At 71.3% G+C, this 26,503-nt stretch carries 29 protein-coding genes and 1 pseudogene; 12 read left to right on the top strand and 18 right to left on the bottom strand.

Features of this window, described 5'->3' with window-relative positions; translation table 11 throughout:
- The first annotated feature begins 376 nt into the window (after positions 1-376).
- Positions 377-1,807: an MFS transporter gene (locus tag AB0J86_RS13825; RefSeq protein ID WP_363856829.1), complete on the top strand. Its 1,431-nt coding sequence runs from the start codon at positions 377-379 to the stop codon at positions 1,805-1,807.
- Positions 1,808-1,814: 7 nt separating this feature from the next.
- On the opposite strand, the gene AB0J86_RS13820 is transcribed toward AB0J86_RS13825, so the two are convergent.
- The 5 genes from AB0J86_RS13820 to AB0J86_RS13800 form a co-directional block, all read right to left on the bottom strand.
- Positions 1,815-3,479, bottom strand: a complete 1,665-nt coding sequence (locus AB0J86_RS13820; RefSeq protein WP_363856827.1) for a glycoside hydrolase family 13 protein — start codon at positions 3,477-3,479, stop codon at positions 1,815-1,817.
- A 90-nt stretch (positions 3,480-3,569) separates the two neighbouring features.
- On the bottom strand, positions 3,570-4,595 hold the full coding sequence (locus tag AB0J86_RS13815; protein ID WP_363856805.1) for a LacI family DNA-binding transcriptional regulator: 1,026 nt from the start codon (positions 4,593-4,595) through the stop codon (positions 3,570-3,572).
- Between the two features lie 149 nt (positions 4,596-4,744).
- Positions 4,745-5,713 (bottom strand): carbohydrate ABC transporter permease, encoded by a 969-nt coding sequence (locus AB0J86_RS13810; RefSeq protein ID WP_363856804.1) that lies wholly within the window; start codon positions 5,711-5,713, stop codon positions 4,745-4,747.
- Position 5,714: 1 nt separating this feature from the next.
- Positions 5,715-6,776, bottom strand: coding sequence for a sugar ABC transporter permease (locus AB0J86_RS13805; protein WP_363856802.1), 1,062 nt, complete (start codon positions 6,774-6,776; stop codon positions 5,715-5,717).
- Positions 6,777-6,982: 206 nt separating this feature from the next.
- The gene (locus tag AB0J86_RS13800) at positions 6,983-8,326 is read right to left on the bottom strand and encodes an ABC transporter substrate-binding protein (RefSeq protein ID WP_363856800.1); all 1,344 of its coding nucleotides are present in this window, start codon (positions 8,324-8,326) and stop codon (positions 6,983-6,985) included.
- Between the two features lie 268 nt (positions 8,327-8,594).
- Between AB0J86_RS13800 and AB0J86_RS13795 the strand changes: the two genes are divergently transcribed.
- Positions 8,595-9,377: a peptidoglycan DD-metalloendopeptidase family protein gene (locus tag AB0J86_RS13795; protein WP_363856799.1), complete on the top strand. Its 783-nt coding sequence runs from the start codon at positions 8,595-8,597 to the stop codon at positions 9,375-9,377.
- Between the two features lie 162 nt (positions 9,378-9,539).
- Here the strand turns inward: AB0J86_RS13795 and AB0J86_RS13790 are convergent, their stop codons facing one another.
- Genes AB0J86_RS13790 through AB0J86_RS13775 form a run of 4 tightly spaced genes read right to left on the bottom strand, consistent with a single transcriptional unit; the run spans position 9,540 to position 11,319 of the window.
- Positions 9,540-9,683 carry a GPGG-motif small membrane protein gene (locus tag AB0J86_RS13790; protein ID WP_363856797.1) on the bottom strand — a complete coding sequence of 48 codons (144 nt, stop codon included), beginning with the start codon at positions 9,681-9,683 and terminating at the stop codon, positions 9,540-9,542.
- A gap of 5 nt (positions 9,684-9,688) precedes the next feature.
- The gene (locus tag AB0J86_RS13785) at positions 9,689-10,450 is read right to left on the bottom strand and encodes a metallophosphoesterase (protein WP_363856796.1); all 762 of its coding nucleotides are present in this window, start codon (positions 10,448-10,450) and stop codon (positions 9,689-9,691) included.
- Positions 10,451-10,459: 9 nt separating this feature from the next.
- Positions 10,460-10,735: a hypothetical protein gene (locus AB0J86_RS13780; RefSeq protein ID WP_363856794.1), complete on the bottom strand. Its 276-nt coding sequence runs from the start codon at positions 10,733-10,735 to the stop codon at positions 10,460-10,462.
- Entirely contained in the window at positions 10,732-11,319 is a 588-nt protein-coding gene (locus AB0J86_RS13775) for a nucleotidyltransferase (RefSeq protein ID WP_363856792.1), read from the bottom strand. Before AB0J86_RS13775 ends, AB0J86_RS13780 begins: the two co-directional genes overlap by 4 nt.
- Before the next feature lie 245 nt (positions 11,320-11,564).
- Here AB0J86_RS13775 and AB0J86_RS13770 point away from each other — a divergent pair.
- Positions 11,565-12,191: pseudogene (locus AB0J86_RS13770) on the top strand (thymidylate kinase); the annotation flags it as partial.
- A 264-nt stretch (positions 12,192-12,455) separates the two neighbouring features.
- On the opposite strand, the gene AB0J86_RS13765 reads toward AB0J86_RS13770, so the two are convergent.
- Entirely contained in the window at positions 12,456-13,160 is a 705-nt protein-coding gene (locus tag AB0J86_RS13765) for an SDR family NAD(P)-dependent oxidoreductase (protein ID WP_363856790.1), read from the bottom strand.
- Between the two features lie 211 nt (positions 13,161-13,371).
- Here AB0J86_RS13765 and AB0J86_RS13760 point away from each other — a divergent pair, with 211 nt between their 5' ends.
- The 3 genes from AB0J86_RS13760 to AB0J86_RS13750 all read left to right on the top strand — a co-directional run bounded on the left by AB0J86_RS13760 (position 13,372) and on the right by AB0J86_RS13750 (position 16,703).
- On the top strand, positions 13,372-14,286 hold the full coding sequence (locus tag AB0J86_RS13760) for a MurR/RpiR family transcriptional regulator (protein ID WP_363856788.1): 915 nt from the start codon (positions 13,372-13,374) through the stop codon (positions 14,284-14,286).
- On the top strand, positions 14,283-15,275 hold the full coding sequence (gene murQ / locus AB0J86_RS13755; protein ID WP_363856787.1) for an N-acetylmuramic acid 6-phosphate etherase: 993 nt from the start codon (positions 14,283-14,285) through the stop codon (positions 15,273-15,275). Before AB0J86_RS13760 ends, murQ begins: the two co-directional genes overlap by 4 nt.
- A gap of 426 nt (positions 15,276-15,701) precedes the next feature.
- Positions 15,702-16,703, top strand: coding sequence for a sigma-70 family RNA polymerase sigma factor (locus AB0J86_RS13750; RefSeq protein WP_363856786.1), 1,002 nt, complete (start codon positions 15,702-15,704; stop codon positions 16,701-16,703).
- A gap of 132 nt (positions 16,704-16,835) precedes the next feature.
- On the opposite strand, the gene AB0J86_RS13745 is transcribed toward AB0J86_RS13750, so the two are convergent.
- Both AB0J86_RS13745 and AB0J86_RS13740 read right to left on the bottom strand, forming a co-directional pair.
- Positions 16,836-17,087: a hypothetical protein gene (locus tag AB0J86_RS13745; protein ID WP_363856784.1), complete on the bottom strand. Its 252-nt coding sequence runs from the start codon at positions 17,085-17,087 to the stop codon at positions 16,836-16,838.
- Positions 17,088-17,182: 95 nt separating this feature from the next.
- Complete coding sequence (locus AB0J86_RS13740) at positions 17,183-18,145, bottom strand: NlpC/P60 family protein (protein WP_363856782.1); 963 nt, start codon at positions 18,143-18,145, stop codon at positions 17,183-17,185.
- Positions 18,146-18,744: 599 nt separating this feature from the next.
- Here AB0J86_RS13740 and AB0J86_RS13735 point away from each other — a divergent pair.
- A complete protein-coding gene (locus AB0J86_RS13735; RefSeq protein ID WP_363856780.1) occupies positions 18,745-19,245 on the top strand; it encodes a DUF6232 family protein in 501 nt (166 codons plus the stop codon).
- Positions 19,246-19,345: 100 nt separating this feature from the next.
- Here the strand turns inward: AB0J86_RS13735 and AB0J86_RS13730 are convergent, their stop codons facing one another.
- Positions 19,346-20,209, bottom strand: a complete 864-nt coding sequence (locus AB0J86_RS13730) for a helix-turn-helix transcriptional regulator (RefSeq protein ID WP_363856778.1) — start codon at positions 20,207-20,209, stop codon at positions 19,346-19,348.
- A 301-nt stretch (positions 20,210-20,510) separates the two neighbouring features.
- On the opposite strand from AB0J86_RS13730, the gene AB0J86_RS13725 reads away from it, so the two are divergent.
- Together AB0J86_RS13725 and AB0J86_RS13720 are read left to right on the top strand one after the other, a co-directional pair.
- Positions 20,511-20,705: a DUF397 domain-containing protein gene (locus AB0J86_RS13725; protein WP_363856776.1), complete on the top strand. Its 195-nt coding sequence runs from the start codon at positions 20,511-20,513 to the stop codon at positions 20,703-20,705.
- Between the two features lie 195 nt (positions 20,706-20,900).
- The gene (locus AB0J86_RS13720; protein ID WP_363856775.1) at positions 20,901-21,095 is read left to right on the top strand and encodes a DUF397 domain-containing protein; all 195 of its coding nucleotides are present in this window, start codon (positions 20,901-20,903) and stop codon (positions 21,093-21,095) included.
- Between the two features lie 114 nt (positions 21,096-21,209).
- On the opposite strand, the gene AB0J86_RS13715 is transcribed toward AB0J86_RS13720, so the two are convergent.
- The gene (locus AB0J86_RS13715) at positions 21,210-21,545 is read right to left on the bottom strand and encodes a DUF3817 domain-containing protein (RefSeq protein ID WP_363856773.1); all 336 of its coding nucleotides are present in this window, start codon (positions 21,543-21,545) and stop codon (positions 21,210-21,212) included.
- Between the two features lie 24 nt (positions 21,546-21,569).
- On the bottom strand, positions 21,570-21,980 hold the full coding sequence (locus AB0J86_RS13710; protein ID WP_363856771.1) for a hypothetical protein: 411 nt from the start codon (positions 21,978-21,980) through the stop codon (positions 21,570-21,572).
- 133 nt (positions 21,981-22,113) lie between these two features.
- On the opposite strand from AB0J86_RS13710, the gene AB0J86_RS13705 reads away from it, so the two are divergent.
- Genes AB0J86_RS13705 through AB0J86_RS13695 form a run of 3 tightly spaced genes read left to right on the top strand, consistent with a single transcriptional unit; the run spans position 22,114 to position 23,361 of the window.
- Positions 22,114-22,467: a DUF6158 family protein gene (locus AB0J86_RS13705; RefSeq protein WP_363856770.1), complete on the top strand. Its 354-nt coding sequence runs from the start codon at positions 22,114-22,116 to the stop codon at positions 22,465-22,467.
- Between the two features lie 4 nt (positions 22,468-22,471).
- Positions 22,472-22,810 carry a hypothetical protein gene (locus tag AB0J86_RS13700; protein ID WP_363856825.1) on the top strand — a complete coding sequence of 113 codons (339 nt, stop codon included), beginning with the start codon at positions 22,472-22,474 and terminating at the stop codon, positions 22,808-22,810.
- A 17-nt stretch (positions 22,811-22,827) separates the two neighbouring features.
- On the top strand, positions 22,828-23,361 hold the full coding sequence (locus tag AB0J86_RS13695; protein WP_363856769.1) for a DUF1360 domain-containing protein: 534 nt from the start codon (positions 22,828-22,830) through the stop codon (positions 23,359-23,361).
- Between the two features lie 123 nt (positions 23,362-23,484).
- Here AB0J86_RS13695 and AB0J86_RS13690 read toward each other — a convergent pair whose 3' ends face one another.
- The 3 genes from AB0J86_RS13690 to AB0J86_RS13680 form a co-directional block, all read right to left on the bottom strand.
- Complete coding sequence (locus AB0J86_RS13690) at positions 23,485-23,703, bottom strand: hypothetical protein (protein ID WP_363856768.1); 219 nt, start codon at positions 23,701-23,703, stop codon at positions 23,485-23,487.
- A gap of 17 nt (positions 23,704-23,720) precedes the next feature.
- Positions 23,721-23,927: a hypothetical protein gene (locus AB0J86_RS13685; RefSeq protein ID WP_363856766.1), complete on the bottom strand. Its 207-nt coding sequence runs from the start codon at positions 23,925-23,927 to the stop codon at positions 23,721-23,723.
- Positions 23,928-24,284: 357 nt separating this feature from the next.
- The gene (locus AB0J86_RS13680; RefSeq protein WP_363856764.1) at positions 24,285-26,438 is read right to left on the bottom strand and encodes a transglycosylase domain-containing protein; all 2,154 of its coding nucleotides are present in this window, start codon (positions 26,436-26,438) and stop codon (positions 24,285-24,287) included.
- Between the last annotated feature and the right edge of the window lie 65 nt (positions 26,439-26,503).

The raw sequence follows: 26,503 nt of genomic DNA, 5'->3' as shown, positions 1-26,503 counted from the left end.
TCGCCCCCCCCCAGCGCGCCCCGCTGGCGCGGCGACGCCCCGCGGTGCGGGGGGCGCCGGCCCGGGGGGCGGGGGGGGGCCGGGGCCCCCCCCCCCCCCCCCCGGCGCCGCCCGCGACGATCAGGCCCATGGCGCCGGCGACGAGCGCCGCCGTGCGCCAGCGGGCAGCCGTGGCTGCGTACATCTGTTCTCCCCAGGATTGATCGATGTCTGGTGCGGGGAAGATCATGTCAGCCACGGTCAAGGCAATCGATCCCCGGTGGACAGAACCGGGCGATTCGCCCAGGTCGCGGGCGGCGCCGTCCCGACCGGGCCCGGCGCGCCGTCACCCGGTCGTTATCTGCTCCTGGTTGGGTGCGCAGGTGTGGTGTCGACGATGACCGGCGGCGGGGTGCCGGCGGTACGGGGCGGCGGTGGCCTGCACCGGCTCTACAGCGTGGTGGTCTTCGTGATCCTCGCCTCGCTGGACAACGTGGCGATCGGTCTGGTGCCGCCGCTGTACCGGCCGGTCGCCGACGCGCTGCGGGTCGGCGAGTCGGTGGTCGGGCTGGTCACCGCGGTCAGCTTCCTGGTCAGCGCGGTCGCGGCAGTCGCCTGGGCGTACGTGGGGGACCGCGCGAACCGCAAGCCGCTGCTGATGGCCGGCACCCTCATCTGGGCGGCCGGCACGGCCGGCAGCGGGCTGGCCCGCGACTACCTGGTCTTCTTCGCCGCGGAGGTGCTCGCCGCGATCGGCCTCGGCGCGGTCGGCTCGGTCGGCTTCTCGGTGGTCACCGATCTGATCTCGCCCCGCCGGCGCGGCCTGGTGATGAGCTTCTGGGGCCTCTCCCAGGGGGTGGGGACGCTCGCCGGCACGCTGGTCGGCGGCCTGCTCGGCGCGACCGACTGGCGCCGGCCGTTCCTGCTGCTCAGCGCCGTCGGGCTGGCGGCCACGGTGGCGTACCTGTTCACGTACGACATCCGGCGCGGGGCGAGCGAGCCCGAGCTGGCGGGCGCGCTGGCCGCCGGCGGCGACTACGACTACCGGATCAGCCGTGCGGACCTGCCCGGGATCGTCGGCCGGCGGACCAACCTGTGGCTGATCCTGCAGGGGCTGCCGGCGCAGGCCGCCTTCGGTTCGCTGGTCTGGCTGCCGGTGCTGTTCCAGGAGCGGGCCGAGGCGCAGGGCATCTCCTCGGCGACCGCGATCGTGGTGGGCAGCGTCTTCGCCACGCTCTTCCAGTTGGGCGGGGTGCTCTCCATCGTCGGCGGGCTGGTCGGCGACGCCCTGCAGCGGCGTACGCCCCGGGGTCGCGCCCTGGTCGCCGCGGTCGGCATCCTCGCGGCCGTCCCCTTCTACCTGGTGCTCTTCTTCGTCCCGATCCGCATCGACGTGCCCGACGGCGCCGGCACCGGTACGGTCGTCGGCGCGGTACTGCGCAGCGTGCTGACCGAGCCGAGCGTCGGTCTCAGCCTGCTCACCGCGCTGCTGGCGCTCGCGCTGACCTCGGCGAACTCGCCCAACTGGTTCGCGTTGATCGCCGACGTGAACCCGCCGGAGCACCGGGGCACCGTCTACAGCCTCGGCAACCTGGTGAACGGGGTCGGCCGGGCGGCGGGCAACGGGCTGGTCGGCGCGGTGTTCCAGGGGCTGCGGGGCGCCTTCCCGCCGCCGCTGAACTTCGCCGTCGGGCTCGCCGCGTTCCAGCTCTTCTTCGTACCGACCGGGGTCATGTACTGGCTCGCCGCGCGCAGCTCGCCCCGGGACATCGCCGCCGTCCGGGACCTGCTGGGCGAGCGGGCCGGCGAGGTCCGCCGGCCCGCCTGACCGGGCGCTACGGCGTGCGCAGCCAGACCGTCACGTCGGTCGGTACCCGACCGTCGCCGTCCAGCGGCCCGCTGGCGTGCAGCAGCTCCGCGCCGTCGGGCAGCGGCACCGGCGCCTCGCCGAAGTTGGTCAGCACCGTCACCTCGCCGTTGCGGAACGAGAGCACCTCGTCGGGGCTCTCCAGCCAGAACAGCGTCCCGGCGCCGAGCCGCAGGTCGCGGCGCAGCCGCAGCGCGGTCCGGTACATCTCGTACGTCGAGCCGGGGACCCCGCGCTGCCGGTCCAGGGCGTACTCGGCCCACAGCTCCGGCTGCGGCAGCCAGCTCGCGTCCGTCGGGCCGAAACCGTACGACGGGGCGTCGGCCTGCCACGGGATCGGTACCCGACAGCCGTCGCGGCCCCGCTCGGCGTGCCCGGTGCGCTGCCACGTCGGGTCCTGCCGGGACTCGTCCGGCAGCGTCATGTGCTCCGGCAGGCCCAACTCCTCGCCCTGGTACAGGTAGGCGGAGCCGGGCAGGGCGAGCATCAGCAGGGTGGCCGCCCGGGCCCGGCGCAGCCCGATCACGGCGTCGGGCTGGGGGTCGCCGATGCCGATGCCGCGCGGCCGGGGCGTACCGACCGGGAGGCCGAGGCGGGAGGCGTGCCGCAGCACGTCGTGGTTCGACAGGACCCAGGTGGTCGGCGCGCCGACGGCGTCGGTGGCCGCGAGCGAACGGGTGATCACCGCGTACTGGGCCGGCGCGCTCCAGGCCGCCTCCAGGTACTCGAAGTTGAACGCCTGGTGCATCTCGTCCGGCCGGACGTAGGCGGCGAGCCGCTCGGCCGGCTGCACCCACGCCTCGGCGACCAGGATCCGCTCGCCCGGGTAGCCGTCGAGCACCTGCCGCCAGTCGCGGTAGATCTCGTGTACGCCGTCTTGGTCCCACATCGGCGGGCGCGGGCCCTCGGTGCCCTCGCCGGAGACGGGCTCCTCCGGGTAGTGCCAGTCGGCCAGGTCGGCCTGCTTGACGAGGCCGTGCGCCACGTCCACCCGGAACCCGTCGACGCCCCGGTCGAGCCAGAAGCGCAGGATGTCGCGGAACTCGGCCCGTACTTCGGGGTTGTCCCAGTTGAGGTCCGGCTGCCCGGCGTCGAAGAGGTGCAGGTACCACTGCCCCGGCCGGCCGTCGGCCTCGGTGACGCGGGTCCAGGCGCCACCGCCGAAGACGCTGCGCCAGCCGTTCGGGGGCTCGTCGCCGTCCGGACCGCGGCCGTCGCGGAAGACGTACCGGGCCCGCTCGGGGCTGCCCGGCCCGGCGGCGAGCGCCGCGGCGAACCACGGGTGCGCGGACGAGCTGTGGTTCGGGACCAGGTCGACGATGACCCGCAGCCCCAGCTCGTGCGCCCGCGCGAGCAGCGCGTCGAAGTCCGCCAGCCGGCCGAACAGCGGGTCGACGTCGCGGTAGTCGGCGACGTCGTAGCCGGCGTCGGCCTGCGGTGACGGGTAGAACGGCGAGAGCCACACGGCGTCGGCGCCGAGCTCGACGAGGTGGTCCAGTCGGGCGGTGATGCCCGGCAGGTCGCCCATGCCGTCGCCGTCGGAGTCGGCGAACGAGCGCGGATAGATCTGGTAGATGACCGCGTCCTGCCACCAGGTGCCGGGTGCCGTCGCCGGTGGTGCGGATGGGGACATCGTCTCTTGGATGTTCAGGGCGCTCTCCCGTGTGGTGTCGTGCCGGATCTCGGTGGTCGCGTACCCCGGTACGGGCACGGCCAACCCGCTTCAGTCTGCCCGGGGCGGGGCGGTCGACCCGCGTACGACGAGCCGGGTGGGCAGAATCACCGGCGTCGCGGCGGCGTGCGCGTCGGGCCGCCCGCAGAGCGCGTCGAGCAGCAGGTCGGCGGCGACCCGCCCCTGGTCCGCGGCGGGCTGCGCCACCGTGCTCAACCCCACCACCACCGCGAGGTCGTGGTCGTCGACGCCGATGACGCTGATGTCCTCGGGCACCCGGAGCCCGGCCGAGCGCAGCGTCGCCATGGCGCCCATCGCCATCTCGTCGCAGGCGGCGAAGATCGCGGTGGGGAGCGGCGCGCGGCGCAGCAGCTCGGCGGCGGCGATGCTGCCGCCGTCCACGGTGAACGGGGCCTCGACGTCCAGGCGCGGATCGGGGAGGATCCCGGCGGCGCGCAGCTCCTCCCGGTAGCCGCGGCGGCGGTCGAGGTGGGCGGTGTAGGCCAGCTCCTCGGTGGAGTCCCCGGAGATGTGCGCGATCCGGCGGTGGCCCAGGTCGACCAGGTGCCGTACGGCGGTACGGGCGGCGGTCACGTCGTCGATGCGGACGCAGGGCCACCCGGGTACGACGGTGCCGGAGCTGACCGTCACGCCGGTGAGCGCGCCGCCGATGAGCGTCTCGACGTCGGCGGCGTTCATCGGGGTGGCGACCAGCATGACCGCGTCGGCGCGCTTGTGCAGGTTGGTGGTGCGCAGCAGCCGCTGCCGGGCGTTCTCCTCGCCGCCGAGGTTGTAGAGGAGCATGTCGTATCCGGCCTGTTGCAGCGTCTCCTCGGCGGCGGCGATGACTGTGCCGAAGAACCACCGGGTGATCCACGGTACGACCACGGCGATGGTGCCGGTGCGGCCGCCGGCGAGCCGGGAGGCGCTGGGTGAGGCGGTGTAGCCGAGCTGACCGGCGGCGGCCAGCACCCGGGCCCTGGTCGCCGCCGAGACGGTGGGCAGCCCGCGCAGGGCGCGGGAGACGGTGGCGGTGGAAACCCCCGCCAGGCGGGCGACGTCGTCGATCCTGGTCACGGTCTCACCTCGCTCCGGCCTGGTCCTGTCTTCCGGGTCGGCGGACGTGCCGGCGGCGGCGGTGCCGCCGGCCCCGACCGCCATCAGCGTGATCTTGTCATTCCGGGTCGTGGCGGCCGGCGGCGACCACGACCCGGAACGAACAGGACCTATCCCTTGACGCTGCCGGCCAGCAGGCCGCGCACGAAGTAGCGCTGCAGCGACAGGAAGACGATCAGGGGGATGAGGATGGAGATGAAGGCGCCGGCGGTCAGGCGCTGCCACTCGTTGCCCCGGGTACCGGCCATCTCGGCCAACCGGACGGTGAGCGGTGCGGTCTCGTTGCCGCCGCCCGCGAAGATCAGCGCGACCAGGAGGTCGTTCCAGACCCAGAGGAACTGGAAGATGCCGAACGCCGCGAGCGCGGGCGTGATCAGCGGCAGCACGATGCTACGGAAGATCTTCGGGTGGTCGGCGCCGTCGACGCGGGCCGCCTCCATCAGGTCCTTCGGCAGCTGCGCGACGAAGTTGTGCAGCAGGAAGACGGCGAGCGGCAGGGCGAAGCAGGTGTGTGCGAACCAGACCTGGGCGAACTTCTCCTCGTCCGCGAGGTTCCAGGCGGGCAGGAGCTGCACCCCGGCCACGGTCACCCCGGTGGAGAAGAAGCTGAGCAGCGGCACCAGCGCCATCTGGAGCGGCACGATCTGCAACGCGAAGATGCCGATGTAGATCCAGTCCCGGCCCCGGAAGTTGATCCAGGCCAGCGCGTACGCGGCGAGCGCCGCGAAGGCCAGCGGGAAGAGGACCGACGGGATCGTGATGACCACCGAGTTCAGGAAGTAGCTGAAGAGCTGGCCGGAGGAGGACGAGCGCCCGAAGAGCACCGACTGGTAGTTCTCCAGCGTGAACTGCGGGTCGGTGAACGCCTTCCACCAGCCGGTGGTCTTGATCTCGTTTTCCGGCCGGAACGAGGAGATGAGCAGGCCGAAGGTCGGCAGGGTCCAGAGCACCGCGATGACGACCGAGACCAGCGTCGCGGCCCGGGTGTTGAGCCGCTTGCGTACCCGACCGGCCATGGTCCTCGGCCGGCCGGCGACCTCGGCGGTGCCGACGGGGATGACGGGGGTGGTCGTGGTCATCTCATGCCTCCCGCTGCTTGCGCAGGTTGCGGATCTGGTAGATCACAACCGGGATCACCAGTACGAAGAGGAAGACGGCGAGCGCCGAGCCCCGTCCCGCCTCGCCGTAGCGGAATGCCTGGTTGTACATCTCGTTGGCGATCACGCTGGTCTCGTAGTTGCCGTTCGTGGCGGTACGGACGATGTCGAAGACCTTGAGCGTGGCGATCGTGATGGTCACCACGACCACGATCAGCGCGGGCCGGATGCTCGGCAGGGTGACCCGCCAGAACATCTGCCAGGCGTTGACCCCGTCGAGCCGGGCCGCCTCGACGATGTCGGCGGGGATCGCCTTGATCGCCGCGGAGAGCACGACCATGGCGAACCCGGCCTGGATCCACACCATGATCACGATCAGCAGGAGCGTGTTCAGCGGCGGGTTGAGCAGCCACTGCTGCGGTGTGCCGCCGAGGGAGACGACGATCTGGTTGAGCAGGCCGATCTGCTCCTGGTCCCCGGCGCGGTACGCGTAGACGAACTTCCAGATGATGCTCGCGCCCACGAACGAGATGGCCATCGGCATGAAGATCAACGACTTCGCCACGGCCTCGAAGCGGGCCCGGTCCACCATGACCGCGTAGAGCAGGCCGATCGAGGTCGCCAGCAGCGGCACCAGGACCACCCAGATCAGGGTGTTGGTCAGTACGCCGAGGATCTCGTCCTGGGTGAACATCCAGCCGTAGTTGCGCAGGCCGACCCAGTGGTTGCTACCGCTGTCCATGAACGAGAGCAGGGTGGTGCGGACCGCCGGCACGACCAGGCCGATGCCGAGCAGCAGCACCGTCGGCAGCAGGAAGAAGAGCCCGAAGAGCCAGTCGCGCGGCTTGGCGCGTTTGCCCACGCGGGCCACGGCCTCGCTGCCGGCCTCGCTCGCCGCGAGCAGGCGTGCCTCGCGTCGGTGCGCGAACCACGTCGGTACGACGTCCAGCAGCAGGAGCAGGCCGCCCACCACCACGACGAAGGCCACCAGGCCGTACAGCAACATGACGAGCTTCGGTGCCTCGTCGGCGAAGTCGAACTCCATCCGCCCTCCCAGGCGTGTCTACCGGACCTCGTCCGGCGCCTCTCGTGGACCGACCCGCTGGTCCGGCCCGGTGGTCCGGCTCGGCCGACTGGACCGGCCTGCCGCTCCCGTCGATTGGTCCGGCCCGGCCCGGTGGTCCGACCCCGAGCCCGTGGCGGTCGCCCGTGGGCGACGGGCGGGCTACCGGGCCGGACCACCGTCGGGGATCAGCGTGGCCAGCTGCTCTCGATGCCCGCGAGCGCGCCCGCGGTGTCCTTACCGTTGATCCACTCGACCATCTGCTTCCAGAAGGTCCCGGCGCCGACCGCCGCCGGCATCAGGTCGGAGCCGTCGAACCGGAACACCGCGCTCTTGTCCTGGAGGATCTGGACGGAGAGCTTGTCGATCGGGTTGGCGACGTTGGCGATGTCGAGCTTGTTGTTCGCCGAGATCCAGTTGCCGAGCTTGGCCCGGCTGTTCGAGAACTCGGCCGATGCCAGGTACGTCTGCACCTTCTGCACCTCGGGCCGGTCGGCGAAGGCGGAGACGAACTGGCCGCCGCCCAGCACCGGCTTGCCCTTGCTCGGGTCGACGGCGGGGAAGTAGAAGGCGTACACGTCGCCGTCCTCGCCGATCTTGGTGCCCTCGGGCCAGTTGTTGGCGTAGAAGTTCGCCTGCCGGTGCAGGGTGCACTTGCCCTGGGTGATGGCCAGGCCGCTCTCCTGCCAGGCGGTGGTGGAGATGCTCTTGACGTCACCGACACCGGCGTTGACGTACTTCGAGTTCTTCAGGATGGTGCCCGCGCGGTCGACCGCCGCGACGACCCGCGGGTCGTTGAACGGGATCTGGTGCGTGGTCCACTGGTCGTAGACCTCGGGGGTCTGCGTCCGCAGCATCAGGTCCTCGATCCAGTCCGTCACCGGCCAGCCGGTGGCCTCGCCGGACTCGATCCCGACGCACCAGGGCTTCTCGCCGTTGGCGGCGATCTTGTCGCTGAGCGCGATCAGCTGGTCCCAGGTGGTGGGGATCTCGTAGCCCTTGTCCTTGAAGGTCTTGGGCGAGTACCAGACGAAGGACTTGACGTTCGAGTCCATCGGTACGCCGTAGAGGGTGCCGTTGACGGTGGCGTACTTCAGCCAGTCGGCCGAGTAGTTCTGCTCGGCCAGGGCCTTGGTGTCGCCGCCGAGGGCCTTCAGCTTGCCGGCGTCGGCGAAGCGCTTGAGCAGACCCGGCTGCGGGAAGACCGCGATGTCCGGCGCGTTGCCACCGTCCACCCGGACCCCGACCTGGGCCTCGAACTCCTTGCTGCCCTCGTAGTCGATCGTGATGCCGGTGCAGTCCTCGAACTGCTTCCAGGACTGCTGCAGCAGGTCGGCCTCGGTGTCCGTGACGGTCGAGTAGATCGAGACCTTGGTACCGTCGTTGCCCTGGTACTGCTGGTAGGTGGCGCATTCCGGTGAGTCGGGATCGCTGCTGCTGCCGCTTCCGCTGCTGCACGCGGTGGCGCCGAGTGCCAGGCCGAGCACGCTGGCGATCGCGAGGGCGTGGCGTGGTCTGGGAGAGACCGCCATGCCGTCCTCCTTTCTTGCCGGCGCTCCGGCAGTCGTGACTGTGCGCCGGCCCCGATGGGCGTCACCACATGTAAGCGCTTGCACGCATCGTCGTCCATACCCGCTTCGCCACGAGGGCGTAACGATTCGGAAACCTGGCGTCTCGATTCGTCACTTATCGATCATCCATCGCCGCCGCTCCGGGGCGGTGCGGCGGCGATGGACGGGCTTGAAATTTTTCGACAGTCAATATAGACAGATCGAAAGATTTAACCATGGGAGGTAACGCATGCGCTTCCGTGTGCTCAGTCTCGCCGGGGCGAGCCTGCTGCTCGCCGCCGCGACGGCGGTCGGACTGGCCGACCCCGCGATGGCGGCACCGACCTTCAAGGTCCCGTTCCCCTGCGGACAGTCCTGGTCCGGGCAGACCCGCAGCGACCACAGCCCGGCCAACGCCATCGACTTCAACCGCACCGACGACCTCGGCGACCCGGTGGTGGCCAGCGCGCCGGGCACCGTCGACCGGGTCACCGACCTCGGCGGCACGAGCTACGGCAAGTACGTACGGATCGACCACGGCGGCGGCTTCACGACCTACTACGCGCACCTCAGCGGCTTCAACGTCTCGGTCGGCCAGACGGTCGGCTACGGCACGGTGATCGGCTACGTCGGCACCACGGGCGGCTCCACCGGCCCGCACCTGCACTACGAGCAGCGCTCCGGCGGCAGCGACATCCAGATCCGGTTCAACGGCACGCTCGCGCTCTACTGGGGCACCAAGACCTACACCAGCGACAACGCCTGCTCTGGCGGGGGCACCGGCGCCGGCACGGTGAACACCGCGGGCTCGGCGCTGACGGTCCGCTCCGGACCGGGTACGGGCTACTCCTCCGTCGGTACCGTCGCCGACGGGGCGAGCGTGACCATCTACTGCCAGACCACCGGCACCTCGGTCTCCGGCACCTACGGGACCAGCAACATCTGGGACCGGATCGGCTCGGGCCGGTTCATCTCCGACGCGTACGTCTACACCGGCTACGACGGATTCATTCCGAGCGTGCCCCGCTGCTGAACCGCCGGGCGGGCCGAGCGCTTCGGCGGGGCTGCCCGCCCGGCCTCGGGAGGGTGCGAAAGTCGGCGCCGGGACCGCCACCGTGACGCGTTGGTCGGGAGGACAAGCGTCCGGTGGCGGCCCCGGCGTGTTTCGGGAGGGGGGAGGTACGGGGGGTGCGGCCTAGGTGAAAATGCTGACGCCGCCCGGTCCGACGAGCAGCCCCACGATGATCAGCACGACGCCCCAGAGAATCTGCCGCCGGAACAGGGCGAGTACTCCGGCGACCACCAGCACAACGGCGAGAATCCAAAGTATGAGGTCCATGACGATCAAGTACCCGACCCGGTTCGCGCGGAAACCTGGCTCGACATGGACTGCTCGCCCAGGTGGAAGACGCTGTACGCCTGCTTGATCACGGGGTGCGCGACGTTGCGTACCCGCACCCCGCCGGGGGTGGTGCCTCGCTCGGTGCCGGCGTGCGCGTGGCCGTGGACCGCCAACCCGGTCGGGGCGGAGTCGATGGCCTGACCGAGCAGGTACGAGCCGAGGAACGGATAGATCTCCAGCGGCTCGCCGGCCAGGGTGTCCGGCACCGGCGCGTAGTGGGTGAGCGCGACCCGTACGTCGCAGTCCATCTCCCGCAGCGCCGCGCCGAGCCGGTCCGCGATCCCGCTGGTGGTACGGATGAACGCCTTCATCTCCGGTTCGCCGAAGTCGCTGGCGCACCGGCCGGCGAAGCCGCCGCCGAAGCCCTTGGCCCCGGCGATGCCCAGCCGACCGCCGCTGCACTCCAGCACGACGCTGTCGCCCTCCAGCACCGTGATCCCCGCGTCCCGCAGGACCCGCAGCACCTGCGGCACCTCGTCGCAGTGGTAGTCGTGGTTGCCGAGCACGGCGACCACGGGTACCCCCAGGCCGCCGAACTCGGTCGCCACGCAGCGGGCCTCCCGCTCGGTACCGTGCCGGGTCAGGTCGCCCGCGAGCAGCAGGACGTCGGCCCGTTCGGGCAGGCGTTCCAGGGCTGGCCGGAAGCGGCCGACGACGTCCTCGTCGAGGTGGACGTCGCCGACGGCGGCTATCCGGATCACCATCTTTCCTCCTTACGGCAACTCCTCGATCTCGCTCGGCTCCTGGGTGCGGATCAGCCCGATGTCCGCCAGGATCGGTACGCCCGGGAAACGCTCGGTCACCCGGCGCACGATCTCCTCGCGGCGCTGGTCGCTCTCCACCTCGCCGTAGAGCACGAGTGAGTGGTCCCGGCGCACCACCGTGATGCCCTGTTCGGCGATGTCCGGGTTCTCGGTCAGGATGCGTTGCAGGTCCGCCTCGAGATACTCGTCGGCGGGCAGGGTCGTCTTCGCGTCCCGTTGGCTCATGCCGCTACCTCCTTGTCTCCGCCCGTACCCGCCGCGGGTACGACGTCCAGTCGATCCAGCAGAATCAGGAACGCCTCGGCATAGGGGGAGTGCGCCGTCTCCTTGCGGACCCGTTCCCAGTCGATCTGCTCGCGCAGCGAGCGGGCGAGCGGGAGACCGTAGGCGAAGTCGCAGTAGTGCTGCGAGAAGCTGAGCAGCTTGTGCACCATCAGCTGGGTGGCCGAGAGCACCGGCATGTGGATGGCGTCGACGGAGCGGATGACGGTGTCCTTGAAGGTCTCCTCGGTCACCGGGGTTTCGATCGGGCGGTGGATCAGGTCGACCAGCCGTCCCTCGTCGTAGACCTTGACGAGCCAGTCCTCGGGTGGGCGTTCGGCGGTGAATCCGGCCGCCACGAGGGCCTCCAGAGCCCGCTCGACGTCCTGCTCCCGGATGAGGAAGTCGACGTCGTGGTCGCTGGAGTGCCCACCGTGGGCATAGACCGCGAAGCTTCCCCCGAGCGCGAAGGGGATCTCGGACTGCTTGAGGACGGCGGCGACCCGTTTGAGAGTGTGCAGCAGGTCCTCGTCCCCGCGGTGTGGCATGTACTCTCCCGTGGTCGTCGCGTACCACCTGGTCGGTCGGATGGAGATTTACCGGTACCCGGCAGTCCGGTCGTTCACACCTCGGGCGAAATGCCGCGGGCCGTGGCCGTACGCCGAGCCCCGGGACGAAGGCGACGGAGGGGGCGCCCGTAACGGTTTCCCCAAGAAGCGAGTTTTCCCTCAAATACGGACATAAGCCCGAGCGCGTGCGCTCGCCCGGTACCGTTGCCGGGGTGGCCAGATCTCTGCACGACCGGCACGGTGGCAGGGTCGGCCGGGTACGGTTGCGCGCCGTCGCCCTGGTCGGCATCGATGGATCGGGAAAGACCACGCAGGCTCACCGGCTCGCCGACGCGCTGACAGCGGCGGGACATCCGGCGAGCTACTGGCAGAACGCCGGTGGCCGGCGCTGGTTCGGGCGGTTGGCCCGGCGCCTCGGCCGCGACGACGCGCAGCGGCTCCTCGGGCGGGACCTGCTGCTGCTCGCCGAATCGGTGCTGCGCTGGTGCGCCATCGCCCGGGCGCTGGTCCGCTCCGCGCTCACCCGGCGCATCGCGGTGATGGACCGGTACGCGGTCTGCCAGTACGCCAGCATCCGCGCCCACTCGCGCTTCCGCTGGGAACCCCTCGTCCGGCTGCTCTACCGGATCTTCCCGGCGCCGGAGCTGACGATCCTGCTGGCGGTCGATCCGGCCGAGGCGTACCGCCGGATCGAGCTGCGCGCCACCGACCACGAGAGCCCCGAGTACCTGGCCGCGGCCGACGCCGCCTACCGGTCGCTACCGGAGTTCCCGACCTTCGTGGTGGTGGACGCGAACCGGCCGCCGGACGAGGTGAGCCGGGCGATCGAGCGGCTGCTGCACGGCTGGCTGCGCCCCGCCGTCCGGGCACCGCGGCCGGAGGGTCCCGACCGGGCCCGGCCGGAGGCGGCCGATCGGTTACCGCGGCCGGAGGTGTCCGGCCGGCCCCGGCCGCCGGAGCGCCCCGAGGATCCCACGCTCGACCCCCGCGCGCTCGGGCGTCCCGCCGTCGCCGCGTCGCCCGCCGATCCGGGCGTACCGCGAGGCCGGTCGCGGTCCCCGGTGGCCGGCCCCGGTTCCTTGGCGCCGGCCACGTCCCCGGGATGACGCGTGCGGTCAGGCCCGTCCGTAGACGGGGATGGCTGCCCCGCTCGTGGGCGCCGACTCGTCGCCGGCGAGGAAGAGGATCACCTTCGCGACCTCCTCCGGGCTGACCCAGCGGGAGTGGTCGGCGTCCGGCTGGGCGCGCCGGTTCGTCGGCGTGTCGATGACGCTGGGCAGGATGGTGTTGCAGCGGATCCCGGACGGGCGGTACTCGACCGCGACCGCGTTGGCGAAGGCGAGTACCGCCGCCTTCGCGGTGACGTAGCCCGACGCTCCGGCGAAGGGCGCGACGGCCGCGCGCGAGGAGACGCAGACGACGGAGCCGCCGCCGGCCGCCGTCAGGTGCGGCAGCGCCTGCTGGGTGACCAGGTAGGTCGGGCGCAGGTTGAGCCGCAGCAGCCGCTCGAACTCGGCGACGGGCGTCTCGTGCACCAGTGCGCCGGCCGCGTACCCGCCGACCAGGTTGACCACGGCCCGCAGCGGCGCCGCGGCCTCGCCGGCCGCCACGGCGACGGCCTCGGCGACCGAGTCGGGGTCGGTCAGGTCGGCGGTCACCCGGACCGGATCGGCCGCCGCGGGCCCGCGCTCCGGCCGTACGCCGGTGGCGCCCGGCCGTACCGGCACCACCACCCGCCAGCCCGCGCCGAGGAAGGCGGCGGTGACGGCGCCACCCAGTCCGCCGGTACTCCCGGTGATCAGTACGCTCCGGTCGACCATGCGGCACACGCTAGTGCCCGGGCCATCCGGCGGCGGCACCAGCCCGGCCGGTGGCCTTCGTCCGGTATCCGCGAATGGTCGCCGGGGGTGGCTGGTCGGGGGAACGGGTCGCCCGCACCACCGGAAAGTGCGATGCTTGGACGTTCGGTCGGTTTCACGACGACGCCGTGTCGCTGTTGACGCTCCGCCATGCTGAAAGTAAGTTTCATACGTGGCGAAAAGTGCGAAGGTTTCTGCGACTCACGAGACCAGTGGGCTCATTGTGCACATAAGTGGCCTACTTCCATCGTTGTCGCCGGCCGAGCAGCGCGTCGCGCGGCTCGTCGTGGCCGACCCGGCCGACGCGGCGCGCCGGACGATCACCGACCTCGCCACGGCCGCCGAGACCTCCGAAGCCACCGTCATCCGGTTCTGCCGCTCCGTCGGCATGGAGGGCTACCCGCAGCTGCGCATCCGCCTCGCGGCGGAGGCCGCCCGCCGGGTCGAACCCCCCGACGCCAGAGTGGTGGGCGGTGACATCCCGCCCGGTGCCGACCTCGCGCAGATCATCGCCACCATCGCCTTCAACGACGCGCGCGCGGTCGAGGAGACGGCCGAGCAACTCGACCCGGCGGTCTGCGAACGGGTGGTCGAGGCGATCACCACGGCCGGGCGGATCGAGATCTACGGCGCGGGCGCGAGCGGCTTCGTCGCCTCCGACTTCCAGCAGAAGCTGCACCGCATCGGGCGCACCGCCTTCTACTTCCCGGACATCCACACCGCACTCACCTCGGCGGCGCTGCTCGGCAAGGGCGACGTCGCGATGGGGATCTCGCACACCGGTACCACCTCGGACGTGGTGGAGGTGCTGGAGCAGGCCCGGGCGCGGGGCGCCACCACGGTCGCCCTCACCAACTTCCCCCGCTCGCCGATCGCCGAGGTCTCGGACTTCGTACTGACCACGGCCGCCCGTGAGACCACGTACCGCTCCGGGGCGATGGCGAGCCGGCTCGCGCAGCTCACCGTCGTCGACTGCCTCTTCGTCGGGGTCGCCGCCCGGAACCGGGCCCGCGCCAAGAAGGCGCTGGAGGCGACCGCCGAGGCCGTGCAGCCGCACCGGATCGGTTCCCACCGGAGGCGGGCATGACGGCCGAGCGGGTTGAGCCCGAGGCGGCCGTACCCGACGTCGCCGTCCAGGCGCCCGGGGAGCCCGGGGCGGGGGAGCTGCGCCGGCGGGCGGTACGCGTCGCCGCCCCGACCGAGCTGCGCAACCCGGAGAGCGCGGACCTGGACCTGATGTCGACGCGCGGCATCCTCCAGGTGATCAACGAGGCGGACCGACGGGTACCCGCCGCCGTCTCCGGCGTGCTCGACGAGATCACCGCCGCCGTCGACCTGGCGGTACGCGCGCTGCGCGAGGGGCACCGGGTGCACTACTTCGGCGCCGGTACCTCCGGCCGGCTGGGCGTGCTCGACGCGGCCGAGCTGGCGCCCACCTTCAACTCGCCACGGCACTGGTTCTGCGCCCACCTCGCCGGCGGCGCGGAGGCGATGTGGCGCGCCGTGGAGGACGCCGAGGACGACGAGCCCGGCGGCGCGGCCGAGGCGGAGGGGTGCGTACAGGCCGGTGACCTGGTCGTCGGACTCGCCGCGAGCGGACGCACCCCGTACGTGCTGGGCGCGCTGCGGGCGGCCCGGGCGCGCGGCGCGGAGACCGTGATGCTCTGCGCCAACCCCGGCGCGTCGGTGGCGCGCTCCGTCTCGGTCTTCATCGGAGTCGACACCGGACCGGAGGTGGTCACCGGATCGACCCGGATGAAGGCCGCCACCGCGCAGAAGCTGGTGCTCAACGCCTTCTCCACGGCGGTGATGGTCCGGCTCGGCCGGGTCTACTCCAATCTGATGATCGACATGGTGGCGACCAACGCGAAGCTGCGGGGTCGGATGATTTCGATCCTCATGGAGGCCAGCGGCCGTACCGAGGAGGTCTCCCGGCGCGCGCTGATGGAGGCCGACGGGGACCTTAAGCCCGCGCTGGTCTCGCTCATCTCCGGGGCCAAGGTGGCTGACGCCCGCGCCGCGCTGGCCCGCTCCGAGGACCACGTACGCGAGGCCCTCGCCCTGCTCGGTTCCTGACCTCACGCCCGCCGGGGCCGCGGCAGGACTTTGTCGAGGCTCCGGATTGTTCACCTGACGGCGGGGTATCCCTGGTCTGCATGGGTGAACCGGTGCGTGCAGGGGTACGTGTCACTTGTTGTGACGGGTGTTACGACTGTGGTGACGAGGATCGCAGGGCGGCGGTGACCTGGGTCGCTGTGCGCCGCGGGGTCTCGGTGTTGCCATGATTCGGGCAACTGGTGCAGGGATGATCCCGCGCCGGCAGCGCCGCCAGGCTCCGAATCACCTGACCCGGTGGCTGACAGCAAACGTCGACCGTGCTCTCAGCAACCACTCAGGCATTCGTGACAGTTTCGACTCACGAGACGGAATCCCCAACGCGTCTCATCTGTTGTGTAGGTGTCAGCACCGCGAGGCACAGCGGAAGTTACGGGGGAGGGGCTGATGAACGTGGGGACGGCGAAGAACCGGGTAACCGGCGCGAGCGAGGGGACCGTGGGCAACGTGGAGAAGAATATCGGGATGCGGACCGACGAGGTCGCCGAGGAGCGCGACCTGGTTGGCGTGTACCTGCACGAGATCTCCCGGACGCCGCTACTCGACGCGGCCAGGGAGGTCGACCTCTCGAAGGCCATCGAGGCCGGCCTGTACGCCGAGCACCTGATCGGCGAGGACCGGATCCCGGACGGCGTCGGCCGGGAGGAGCTGGAGCGGCTCGTCGTCGAGGGCGAGCGGGCCAAGGACCTCTTCATTCGCGCGAACCTGCGGCTGGTCGTCTCGATCGCCCGGCGGTACGTCCGCTCGGGGATGCCGATGCTCGACCTGATCCAGGAGGGCAACACCGGCCTGGTCCGCGCGGTCGAGAAGTTCGACTACGAGCGCGGCTACAAGTTCTCCACGTACGCGACCTGGTGGATCCGCCAGGCGATCAGCCGGGCCATCGCGCAGCAGGAGCGGACGGTACGTCTGCCGGTGCACCTCGTCGAGGACGTCAACCGGATGCGCAACGTCGCCCGTCAGCTCACCCGCGAGCTGGGTTCCGACCCGGAGCCCGAGCAGATCGCCGCGGCGCTGGGCGTGCCGGTGGAGCGGGTGCACGAGCTGGTGCGCTGGTCGCAGGACACCGTCTCGCTGGACACCCCGGTCGGCGACGACGGCGACACGAACCTCGGCGACCTCGTCGCGGACAGCGACGCGCCCTCGCCGGAGGAGATCGTCCTCACTGGGCTGGAGCGGCAGCGCATCGAGGGACTGCTGAACCACCTCGACGACCGTTCGGCCGGCATCATGCGGGCCCGGTACGGGCTGGAGGACGGCCGCGAGCACTCGCTGACCGAGGTGGCGTCGCGCTTCTCGCTCTCCCGGGAGCGGATCCGGCAGCTCGAGATCCAGGCGCTGGGTCGGCTGCGGGAACTCGCCCGGGCGGAGGGCCTGCAGGCCGCCTAGCGGCAGGGCGAGACAACAGCTGAAAGGCCGGTCCCCCGGATCTCGGGGGACCGGCCTTTTCGCGTACCCGCGCCGGGCCGGCCTTTTCGGGTAACCGTGCCGGCGCGGTTTCTCGCGCCGGCACGGCCTCGCTCAACCGCCGAGTTTCGCGACCACCTCGCCGAGCCGGGCGCCGGGCCGCCCGGCGCAGTAGTGGACGACGGCTGGCTGGGCGAGGCGGGCGTCGAGGCCCGACACGCCCCCGGCGAGCGCGACCTCCTCGATCGCGCGGGCCTGGTCGGCCGACGGCGCGCGGAGGAACTCCGCACAGGACGACCGGGCGGTCAGCGTGCCGTCGCCGGCGAGGCCGCCGAGGAGGGCACGCCCGGCCAGGCAGGCCAGCACGATCAGCAGCGTGACGGCGGCGAGGCCGACCAGCGCGGCGCCCCGCCGCCCCGACCGGCCCGGGCGGGGACCGGCGCCGTCGTCGTCCGGCCAGGTCAGCGGACCCGACCGTAGCCGTACGGGGTCATCATGTCCACGCTCGCCTGGGTGACGCTCTCCCCGGGTTGCGGCGCGTGGATGACCTTGCCACTGCCCACGTAGATGGCGACGTGGCCGAGGCCGCTGTAGAAGACGAGATCACCCGGTTGCAGCGAGCCGCGGCTGATGTGCGCCACCACGTCCCACTGCTGCGCCGCGTTGTGCGGCAGCGACTTGCCCGCCGCCTTCCACGCGGCCATCGTGAGGCCGGAGCAGTCGTAGCTGTCCGGGCCGTCGGCGGCGTACACGTACGGCTTGCCGATGGCGTTGAAGGCGTACGTCACGGCCTTGCCGGCCGAACCGGCGATCTTGGGGATCGTGCCCTTGTACGCGCTGCCCGGGGTCGTCGCCGAGCCGTACGCCTGCTTGCGCATGTCGTAGAGCTTGCCGAGGTCGCCCTCGATCTTCTTCCGGCCCGCGCTCAGCTGCGCGGCCTGGGCGTTCTGCCGGGCCAGCGTCGCGTCCAGCTGCGCCTTCTGGTCGAGATAGGCGCGCTGGGTCTGGTCGAAGCCGGCGAGCGTCCGCTGGCGTTCGCGCGCGAGCTGGTCGAGGCTGTTCAGCCGGTCGATCAGCGTCTCGGCGCCGGCCGGGTCGAGCAGCGCGCCGGCGTTCTGCAGCCGCCCGGTCTTGTACGCGTTCGCGGCCAGCAGGCCGATCTGCGCCCGCCCCACGTCGAGCTGCTGTTCCAGCGGCGCCATCTTGGCGCTGAGTTGCGCCGCCGTCTCCTTCGTGGTCTTGATCTCGCCGTTGAGCTTGTTGTACGACTCGATGATTTTCTCTAGTTCGGCCGATTTCTGGTTGATCTGTTTCGTCAGTTCGCTGGCCGACGGCGCGGCCCGTACCGCGGCGGCGGGAGTGATCAGGCCGATGGAGAGGCCAACCAGGACTACGGCGCGTAACAGATTCCGGACGGACGACAAGAGGGGTGGAGCCCTTCCTTCCGGCCGGCGGTCCCCGTGGGTGGGGGCCGCGGCACCGGGCCGGTGCCACCCGGTGGGGCGGCGGGGAACCAGGTCCGGCCGAACCAACCTAGCCCCGGCGCGGCTTTACCGACAGTGATGGTCGGGCGATCTGCGGCAGTAGAGCTCAATGCGGCGAATATCTGGATTACCCAATGTATCCGTTCGAGACCACTCGGTAATTCGTGGGCCTGCCGAGTCGGGGTGGGCGGGGGCCGCCGGCGGATTGCCCCAATGGTCACTCTTCGCTCATTGCTGTCGCCGTAGTGGGGCGGCAAATTAGCGCAAAGGCGGACTTAAATGCGTCCAGAAGGCTAGCTGCCGCCTGGAAATCTGCCAGGTGGCTGACTGGGGCCTTCCGTTTGGTGGCATGGCCTTCGCACAATTGATGTCAGCACCGAGGGTTCACGGTAACGGCGCCGTGGCGAAAAAGGCGATCGGCACCTGGCCGCCACCAGATGCCGATCTCCAGGAACCACCACACCAGCCCGCCTCACGAGCCGTTGGAGGCACCTGTGGATCGTACCTATACCTCTGCGCGCCCACCAGTTGTACACAACGTGACGACCGGATCCATCAAAGGCCACATCACCGTCGATCTCTACCGCAAGCCGGGCATCTCCGTCACGACCGAATCCTTCACCGTCGGGACCCGGCGCTTTCCGATCGAGGATCTGGCCGATCTCCGTACCGCCCGGGGTCCGCACGACCGACTCACGGTCCGCGCGGTGGCCGTCACCGGGACCGTGCTGGGCGGCCTCGGACTGGTGCTCGGCTACTCCGGCGGGCTGTACCACCTGACCGCCGTGGCGTACCTGACCCTGGGCATCGCGGCGTTCGTGCCGATCCTGCTCGCGGTGGCCGGCCACCGGTTGCGCCCGCCGGCGTACGAGCTGTGGGGGTGCTACCAGGGCGTCACGATGCTGCTGTTCAGCAGCGACCAGGAACGGGAGTTCGGCCAGGTGACCCGGGCGCTGCTACGGGCTCGGGAGGCGGCGCGGTTCGGGGGGCTGGCCGCGCCGCTCGCCTCCACCGAACCCTGGCGGCCGATGCCGCGGTAGGAGGGGGCGGGGCGGTGGGCGCGGCGGACCGGTTCGGCCGCCGTGCCCACCGTCGAGCCGGCGCCGCCCGGTGCGCTCCCGCGGCCGGCGTGAGCCCGGGTCAGTCGAGTTCGGCGGCGAGCGCGTTGATCCGGTCGAGGGACTCCGCCGGACTCAACGACGCCTGCTGTAGCCCCTCGAAGGTCTGTACGTGCGACGCGACCGCCTCGGGGCTGTCCAGCACGTCCTCCAGCCCGGTGCTCTCCAGGTAGACGACGTCGGGGTCCTCGGCGCCGGCGAACCGGATGATCACGAACTGGCCCAGCGGGGTGTAGATCGGGGAGGTGAACGGCAGCACCTGGATCACGATGTTGGCCGACCGGGCCAGCGTGATCAGGTGGCGGAGCTGTTCGCGCATCACCTCCCGGCCCCCGGTCTGGCGGTGCAGGGTGGCCTCGTCGAGCACCACCTCGATCGCCGGCGGGTCCGGGCGGCCCAGCACCTCGCGCTGCCGGCGCAGGCGCAACGCGACGGAGGCCTGCGCCTCGCCCGGATCGTTGAAGTTCGGTATCACGATCTTGGCGACCGCCTGGGCGTACCGCTCCGTCTGCAGCAGGCCGGGCATGCCGACGGACTGGTAGAAACAGAGCGTCGCCGCCTCCGCCTCCAGCCCGATATAGGAGAAGTAGGCCGGCGGCAGGCTCTCGCGGTATTGCGACCACCAGGTGCGTTGACGGGCGACCCGGGCCAGGTCGACCAATTCCGAAACTTCCGCCGGGTCCCGTACCTGATAGTGGTTGAGCAGGGCCTTCACGTCATTGGTGGAAATGGAGACGTATCCGGCCTCGATGCGGATGAGTTTCGAAAGCGACCAGTCCATGGCCGCGGCCACCTGTTCCTGCGTGAGCCCGGAAGCCTCGCGCGCCCGACGAATGGCGGAACGAAGTTTTCTTCGTCCGACCGTCGGTCCGTATGCAGTGCCCATCAGGGGGACCCTTCCTTCAACGGGCGCCGAGGCGGCCGAGCGAGGGGTCACGTGGTGGAGTCGGAAGGCTGCCACCTGGCTACCCGCTACGTATCAGATGGCCAAGCTCTCGTGCAGGCTACACCCCGCCCAGGTTCTTCACCAGCGGCCGTCGGCCTCCGCGCTCATTCGATTGCTGAAAGTAGTCGGCATAATAACAACATAATTCACAACTTTTCGGGCTATACGCTCGACTATCCGGCAGGTAATCTCCTGGGCGACGCGGCGCGTGCCGCGAAGATCGTAGGTGCCGGGAGGGCGCATGTCGGAGACGGGTTCCGTCAAGAGCATTTGGCGGAAGAGCATTCGTTGCGAATCGCAGCAATGCGTCGAGGTGGCCGAGGTCGAAGACGGGGTGGCGATCCGGAACTCGACAGACCCGCACCAGCACATCGTCTTCGGGGCGGCGGCGTGGCGCGGCTTTATGACTACCCTACGCAAGGGTAATTGGGGCTGATCGTAGTCGGTCCCACCCTCGACAGATCCGGCCCGCGCCAATCGGCGCGGGCCGGATTCATGCGGGGAGTTTTAACGCTCATTCAAGTTCGCCGCCTTCTGTCCGCAGCCGCGCCGTGAGACATTGATACGGGCGATGTTCTCCCGGTCTGGGTGCATCCGGCACCGGCCGGGTCGTAGGGGAGGAGCGGGTCCCATGGCGGAGCGACCAGACTCGTGGCGCCGGAGCAGCCGGTGCGAGTCGCACAACTGCGTCGAGGTGGCGTTCGTACCCGGAAGCGGGGTGCGGGTCCGCAATTCGTCGGGTACGGGTGAGCCCAGCATCGAGTTCGGCGCGGCCGCCTGGCGCGCCTTCTGCGCCGGCCTCAAGGCCGGCCACCTCGCCGGCTGATCCTCGTCCTGGCCGCCGCGGCGGCCGCCTGGCCGGCCGACCCCCGCCCCGGCCGCGCGGCCGCTCGGTTCGCGCGCGGCCCCGGCGGTCCCCGGCTCAGCCGGCTCCCGGACGTCAGCCGCGCACGGACTCCGTCAGCGGCCGCTCCTCCGGCTGCCGCTCGCGGGCGGTCCGCGTCACCGCGCGCTCCCCGTAGAAGGAGACGAAGGGGATGGTGCCGGCGAGCATCAACAGCACCATCCGCCCCAGCGACCAGTGCGCCCGGCGGCCCAGGTCGAAGACGGCGACCAGGTAGACCATGTACAGGAAGCCGTGCACCGGGGCGACGACCCCGACCAGCCCCGGCTGGTCCCAGAGGTACTTCAGCGGGATGGCCACCGCCACGAAGATGATCAGCACGACACCCACCACGTAGGCAATCACGCGGTATCGGGTCAGGGCAGCGCCCACGTTCGTTTTCCTTTCCTGCTGACGTCAGCCGGGGTAGTCCGCCGGTCGGGCGCCCGGATTGGCGTTCAACCACGCCAGGTACCGGTTGTACGCGGCCAGTTCGGCGTCGTCCGCCTCGTCACCAGGTACCGGCACCGGCAGCCGGTTCGAACGGACCGGACGCCGTACCCCGGGGGCGGCGGCGTGTACGGGCGGCGCGGGCGCGGCCGGCTCCTCGGCCGGCCGGTCGCCGCGCAGCGTGTGGCGTACCTCGCGGAACCAGATGAAGACGACGAAGCCGGCGAACAGCGGCCATTCCACCGCGTACGCCCAGCTCAGCGCGTTGCCGGCGGCGGCCCGGCTGATCTGCCACCAGCCGAGCGCGAGAAACGCGCCCACCAGCACGACGGTGAGCGCGTGGCGACCGATCCACGCCGGCGTCCACAGCCGCTTCATGCCCACGAGCGTACCGGGAGCCGGGCGGGTCTCCGACGCGACGTCGTAGTGTGCCCGCCGGTGTCGGGTTTGGGGGAGCCCGCCGTGGGCAAGCGTCTAGTTGCCAACCGATACGAGAACCCCGGGGGCGACGATGACCGGATCCGTACACCGTGACGACCTTCCGCCGACCCGCGCCGGCGCGCCGCTCGACACCAGTCCCGAGCAGCGGCTGGGCGAGTGGGACGGTGACCACCTCCGCGACGACGCCGCGCTGCCGCCCTTGGCCGAGGAGGCCGAGCCCGGCATCGACCCGGCCGACCTCCCCGACGAGGACCTGATCCGCGAGATGCGGAGCCTGCACCGCACCCGGCTGGAGACGCTGCGGCACGCGGCGGACAGCGCGCTCGCGACCCACCTGCGCCGTACGGCGGAGCTGGAGACCGAGTACCTGGCCCGCTATCCGGGTCGCGAGGTCGACCCGAGCCGCCTGCGGGAGGGTGCCTGAGGTGGTGGCCCGCGCCGAGCGAGGAATGACCGCACCGCCCGAGGTCGTCTTCAGCACCGCGACCGACCCCGCCCGGGTCGGCGCCTGGCTGCCCGAGCCGCTGCGCCGGGCGGACGGGGGTCGGCCGGAGGACGCCGCGCCCGACGGGCTGCGGGCCCGCTGGAGTTCGGGCTCGACCCCGCACTGGTCGGCGCAGCTGCACGTGGTGCCGCTGGACGCCGGTGGGGCCACCGTCCGGTTGGAGGTCGACGCCGACCGGTCCGTGCCGCGCCTCGCCGAGATCGCCGACGAGTCCCTGGCGCGGCTGGCCCGCGAGGTCGACGACAACCTGACCGCCGGATGACAGGCAGGAGGAACGAGATGACCGAGCGCGGCGTGCGGCAGCGGGTGGCGCGGCTGCGCCAGGCGTACGCGCCGCACGAGCACCGGCCGTTGGGCGGCTACCTCGCCGCCATGGGAACGTACGCCGGCGTGACCGGGACGCTCGCGGTGCTGGCCCGGGCGACCGGCCGACCGGTACCGGAGCGCCCCGCCACCTCCGACGTGGTGCTGCTGGGAATCGCCACGCACAAGCTCAGTCGGCTGCTCACCAAGGACGCGGTGACCAGCCCGCTGCGGGCCCCGTTCACCCGGTACGACAAGCCGATCGGCAGCGGCGAGGTGATGGAGCAGGTACGCGACCAGGGCAGCGGTACCCGGCACGCCATCGGGGAGCTGCTGAGCTGCCCGTTCTGCCTCGCCGTCTGGGTGGCCACCGGGCTGACCGGCGGGCTCGTCCTCGCGCCCCGGCTCACCCGGATGGTGGCCACCGCCCTCACCGCCGTGGCCGCCTCGGACTTCCTCCAGATGGCGTACGCGGTGGCACAGCGGGCGGCCGAGGGCCCGGACTCCTAGACGCTCCCGAGGGCGGCGGACGGGCAGCAAGCCCGTCCGCCGCCCTCGGTCTGACCGCTCGGGTCGGTCCGGTCGGTGCGGTGGCGCCGCACACCCGACGTGGCCGACGTGGCCGGGGTCCGGTCAGCGTTGCATGCCGGACCAGCCGCGCGGCGACTCCGGCTCCCGGTCCACGTCCGCTCCGGTGATCACGTCGGCGGAGACGGCCGTCTCCCGGTGCTCGTCGGCGAAGTCGGGGTCCGCGTTCGCGCCGGGGTCCCGCCGCTCCCGCGACGGCTGGCGGTCCCGCGGCGGCTGGCCGAGGGCGCTCGTCCGGCGCTGGCTCTGGTCGTCCGTGCTCATCGGGGTCTCCCTGCTGCTCAGCTCGGGGTGGCGCCGAGCGCCTCGGCGGCCTCGTCGACGGCGTACTCACCCTCCGGCAGGGCCGTGATCCTGGTCAGCAGGTCGGCCGGGAGGTCCGCGGCGATGGCCCGCCGGTGAATCTCCAGCTGGGTGATCCGCTCCTGGCCGCTGAAAAGATCGTCGAGCAGGGCGTCGAGGTCGCGACTGGCTGCCTCATCGGTCACGGTGATCAGCTACCCGGCACGCGGTGGGCCAAACACCCCGACCCGACGTACCAGGTCGAGCGGGGGTGCATCCGTGGCGGCGGTGGGCCAAGGCGGGCGGCGCGGCGTCCGGGGGCGGGGTGGCCGGCGTGACGGGGGTTACAGCCGAGGCCGGAACACCGGGCGGGTACCGGCGGTTGAGATGACTGTCGGTGTGTCCAGTGTCCCCGGGCCTCACCCTATTGCCTTCGCGGAATACCGTTCGGCTGGAGCCGCGTCGTGCCACTCGCCGAGAGGCGACCTGCACACCGACGTCCACGCCGCCCACGGCAACAGCCGTGGGCGGCGTGGCGTTTCCCGGTCCCGCGCCGCGGGCGCCTACAGCCCGGCCAGGTCCCGGCTCGGCGCCGGGAAGTTCCGCTCCGGCTTGCCGCGCATCGCGTCGGCCAGCGTCTCGTACACGGCGGGGTTGACCACACCGTGGTCCATGTTCTCGTTCGTGTCCGGCCAGTCCGGGTTCGCCAGGATCCCGGCGACCGCGAGCGAGGTGGTCGTGATCACGAGCGAGGCCGTGCGGTGGCTGTCCGTGGTGCCCGTCTTGCCGGCGATCGGGTGACCGATCACCCGCCGGGCGTCGCCCTCGGTCGAACCCTTGCAGCGGCCGAACGCGGACTGGTCGCCCACCGGGCAGCGTGCGGCGTCCAGCGCGGCCCGCGCCACCTCGGGGCGTACCGCCTGGTCGCAGCGGGGCTTCGCGAGGTCGAGCAGCTTGCCGTCGTGGTCCTGGATCTGCTGTACGGGAATCGGCTCGCAGTGCTTGCCGTCGGCGGCGAGCGTGGCGTACGCGTTCGCCAGGTCCAGCGGGGTGGTCGCCGAGACGCCCAGCGTGAACGAGCCCCAACCGTCGGCCTGGGCACGGTTGGCGGCCATGTCGGCGTCGTTCTTGGCGCGGAACCTGATTCCCATCCGGCGCGCCACGTCGACCACGTTGGCCGCCCCCGCCTGCTCCTCCAGCGGGATGAAGTAGGTGTTCACCGAGGAGCCGAAGGCGCTCCACATGTCGTGCTGGCCGGCCATGCCGTCGTTGTCGTTGCGCGGGCAGTAGCGGTCGGTACCGGGGCAGGCGGCGGTGGTGCCGCGGCCGGCGGCGTACTTGGACTGGTACTGCTGCTTGGCGTCGATCACGTGGTTGAGCTTCACGCCCTGCTCCAGCGCGGCGACCATCGTGAACATCTTGAACGTCGAGCCGGCCTGGTACCCGGTCACGTCGCCGCCACCGGTCATCAGCGGCAGGGTCGTGCGCGGGTAGGTGCCGCGGACGCCGGCGTGGGCCTTGGCCGGGTTGCTGGAGATCGGGTTCTTGGGCTTGGCCGGGTCGTCCAGGCCGAAGGTCCGGTTCGTGGCCAGCGCGCGGACCCGGCCGGTACCGGGCTCGACGGCCGCGAGCATCAGGGCGTCCTTGTCACCCGTCTTCAGGTGCTGCTCGACGTTGTCGTGCGCGGCCTTCTGGGTACGCGGGTCCAGGCTGGTCACGATCCGGTAGCCGCCGCTCTTGAGCCGCCGCTCCCGGTCGTACTGGGTGCTGCCGAACTGCTCCTGGTCCAGCCACCAGCGGTAGAAGTAGTCGCAGAAGAAGCCCCAGTCGTTCTTGCTGGTGGCGGCGCAGCCGTTGGGGAGCGGGTGGCCGGTCACCCCGAGCGGCGTGGCCTTGGCCGCGGCCTCCTCGGTCGGCGTGATCTGGCCGAGCAGCGCCATCTGGCTGATCACCCAGTTCCGGCGGTCCAGCGCCGCCCGCTCACCGTCTCCGCCCCGGTCGAGCGGGTCGAACCCGCTGGGCGACTTCACCAGGCCGGCGATCATCGCCGCCTCCGGTACGGTCAGGTCGCGCGGCTGCTTCCCGAAGTAGAACCGGCTGGCCGCCGAGACCCCGTACGTGCCGTGCCCGAAGGGCGCGATGTTCAGGTACTTCTCCAGGATCTGGTCCTTGCCGAACCGGCGCTCGGTGGCGAGCGCCAGACGCATCTCGCGTACCTTGCGGGCGGTGGTGTCCTCGCTCGCCGCGACCACGTCCTTCGGATCCGTGGCCGAGTATGTGATCGACATCCGGACCAGCTGCATGGTCAGGGTGGAGGCGCCCTGCTGGGCCTGCCCGGCGCTGTTGGCCACCAGCGCGCGGACCGAGCCCTTGATGTCGACGCCTTTGTGGTGGTAGAACTCGTGGTCCTCCGCGGCGATCATGGCCTTGGGCATCAGCGGCCCCATCTGCGCCAACGGGATGTCCTGCCGGTTCTCGTCGAAGAAGTTGGCCAGCAGTGTCGTCCCGTCGGCGGCGAAGACCTGGCTGGCCTGCGGGGCCCGGCTGATCGTCAGGTCGGACGGCAGCCGCTCGAATCTCTCCGCGCCTGTCTTCGCCACCAGCCCGGTAACCGCCGCCGCCGGGAACGCCGCCGCGGCGACGCCCACGCCGGCCAGTACACCGGAGAGCAGCAGTAACAGGGACTTCGTCGTTCGGCCGCCACGGCGGTCAGGCATGCGGTCATCACCTTCGACGTTGAGAGCGGACACCGGGTCCCGTGGCCGGGAACTCCGACGGGCAC

Origin of the sequence: Micromonospora sp. NPDC049559 (assembly GCF_040676675.1) — a bacterium.
Taxonomy (GTDB): Bacteria; Actinomycetota; Actinomycetes; order Mycobacteriales; family Micromonosporaceae; genus JBFAPK01.
Note: the sequence above shows the minus strand (reverse complement) of the source record. Positions and strands in the feature narration are given on the sequence as shown.

What these genes read in the sequence shown, in the direction of transcription:
- AB0J86_RS13825 (WP_363856829.1), top strand. Translation starts at nt 377, where the DNA reads ATGACCGGCGGCGGGGTGCCGGCGGTACGGGGCGGCGGTGGCCTGCAC.
- AB0J86_RS13820 (WP_363856827.1), bottom strand. Translation starts at nt 3,479, where the DNA reads ATGTCCCCATCCGCACCACCGGCGACGGCACCCGGCACCTGGTGGCAG.
- AB0J86_RS13810 (WP_363856804.1), bottom strand. Translation starts at nt 5,713, where the DNA reads ATGACCACGACCACCCCCGTCATCCCCGTCGGCACCGCCGAGGTCGCC.
- AB0J86_RS13805 (WP_363856802.1), bottom strand. Translation starts at nt 6,776, where the DNA reads ATGGAGTTCGACTTCGCCGACGAGGCACCGAAGCTCGTCATGTTGCTG.
- AB0J86_RS13800 (WP_363856800.1), bottom strand. Translation starts at nt 8,326, where the DNA reads ATGGCGGTCTCTCCCAGACCACGCCACGCCCTCGCGATCGCCAGCGTG.
- AB0J86_RS13795 (WP_363856799.1), top strand. Translation starts at nt 8,595, where the DNA reads ATGCGCTTCCGTGTGCTCAGTCTCGCCGGGGCGAGCCTGCTGCTCGCC.
- AB0J86_RS13790 (WP_363856797.1), bottom strand. Translation starts at nt 9,683, where the DNA reads ATGGACCTCATACTTTGGATTCTCGCCGTTGTGCTGGTGGTCGCCGGA.
- AB0J86_RS13785 (WP_363856796.1), bottom strand. Translation starts at nt 10,450, where the DNA reads ATGGTGATCCGGATAGCCGCCGTCGGCGACGTCCACCTCGACGAGGAC.
- AB0J86_RS13780 (WP_363856794.1), bottom strand. Translation starts at nt 10,735, where the DNA reads ATGAGCCAACGGGACGCGAAGACGACCCTGCCCGCCGACGAGTATCTC.
- AB0J86_RS13775 (WP_363856792.1), bottom strand. Translation starts at nt 11,319, where the DNA reads ATGCCACACCGCGGGGACGAGGACCTGCTGCACACTCTCAAACGGGTC.
- AB0J86_RS13765 (WP_363856790.1), bottom strand. Translation starts at nt 13,160, where the DNA reads ATGGTCGACCGGAGCGTACTGATCACCGGGAGTACCGGCGGACTGGGT.
- murQ (WP_363856787.1), top strand. Translation starts at nt 14,283, where the DNA reads ATGACGGCCGAGCGGGTTGAGCCCGAGGCGGCCGTACCCGACGTCGCC.
- AB0J86_RS13750 (WP_363856786.1), top strand. Translation starts at nt 15,702, where the DNA reads ATGAACGTGGGGACGGCGAAGAACCGGGTAACCGGCGCGAGCGAGGGG.
- AB0J86_RS13730 (WP_363856778.1), bottom strand. Translation starts at nt 20,209, where the DNA reads ATGGGCACTGCATACGGACCGACGGTCGGACGAAGAAAACTTCGTTCC.
- AB0J86_RS13725 (WP_363856776.1), top strand. Translation starts at nt 20,511, where the DNA reads ATGTCGGAGACGGGTTCCGTCAAGAGCATTTGGCGGAAGAGCATTCGT.
- AB0J86_RS13720 (WP_363856775.1), top strand. Translation starts at nt 20,901, where the DNA reads ATGGCGGAGCGACCAGACTCGTGGCGCCGGAGCAGCCGGTGCGAGTCG.
- AB0J86_RS13710 (WP_363856771.1), bottom strand. Translation starts at nt 21,980, where the DNA reads ATGAAGCGGCTGTGGACGCCGGCGTGGATCGGTCGCCACGCGCTCACC.
- AB0J86_RS13705 (WP_363856770.1), top strand. Translation starts at nt 22,114, where the DNA reads ATGACCGGATCCGTACACCGTGACGACCTTCCGCCGACCCGCGCCGGC.
- AB0J86_RS13695 (WP_363856769.1), top strand. Translation starts at nt 22,828, where the DNA reads ATGACCGAGCGCGGCGTGCGGCAGCGGGTGGCGCGGCTGCGCCAGGCG.
- AB0J86_RS13690 (WP_363856768.1), bottom strand. Translation starts at nt 23,703, where the DNA reads ATGAGCACGGACGACCAGAGCCAGCGCCGGACGAGCGCCCTCGGCCAG.
- AB0J86_RS13680 (WP_363856764.1), bottom strand. Translation starts at nt 26,438, where the DNA reads ATGCCTGACCGCCGTGGCGGCCGAACGACGAAGTCCCTGTTACTGCTG.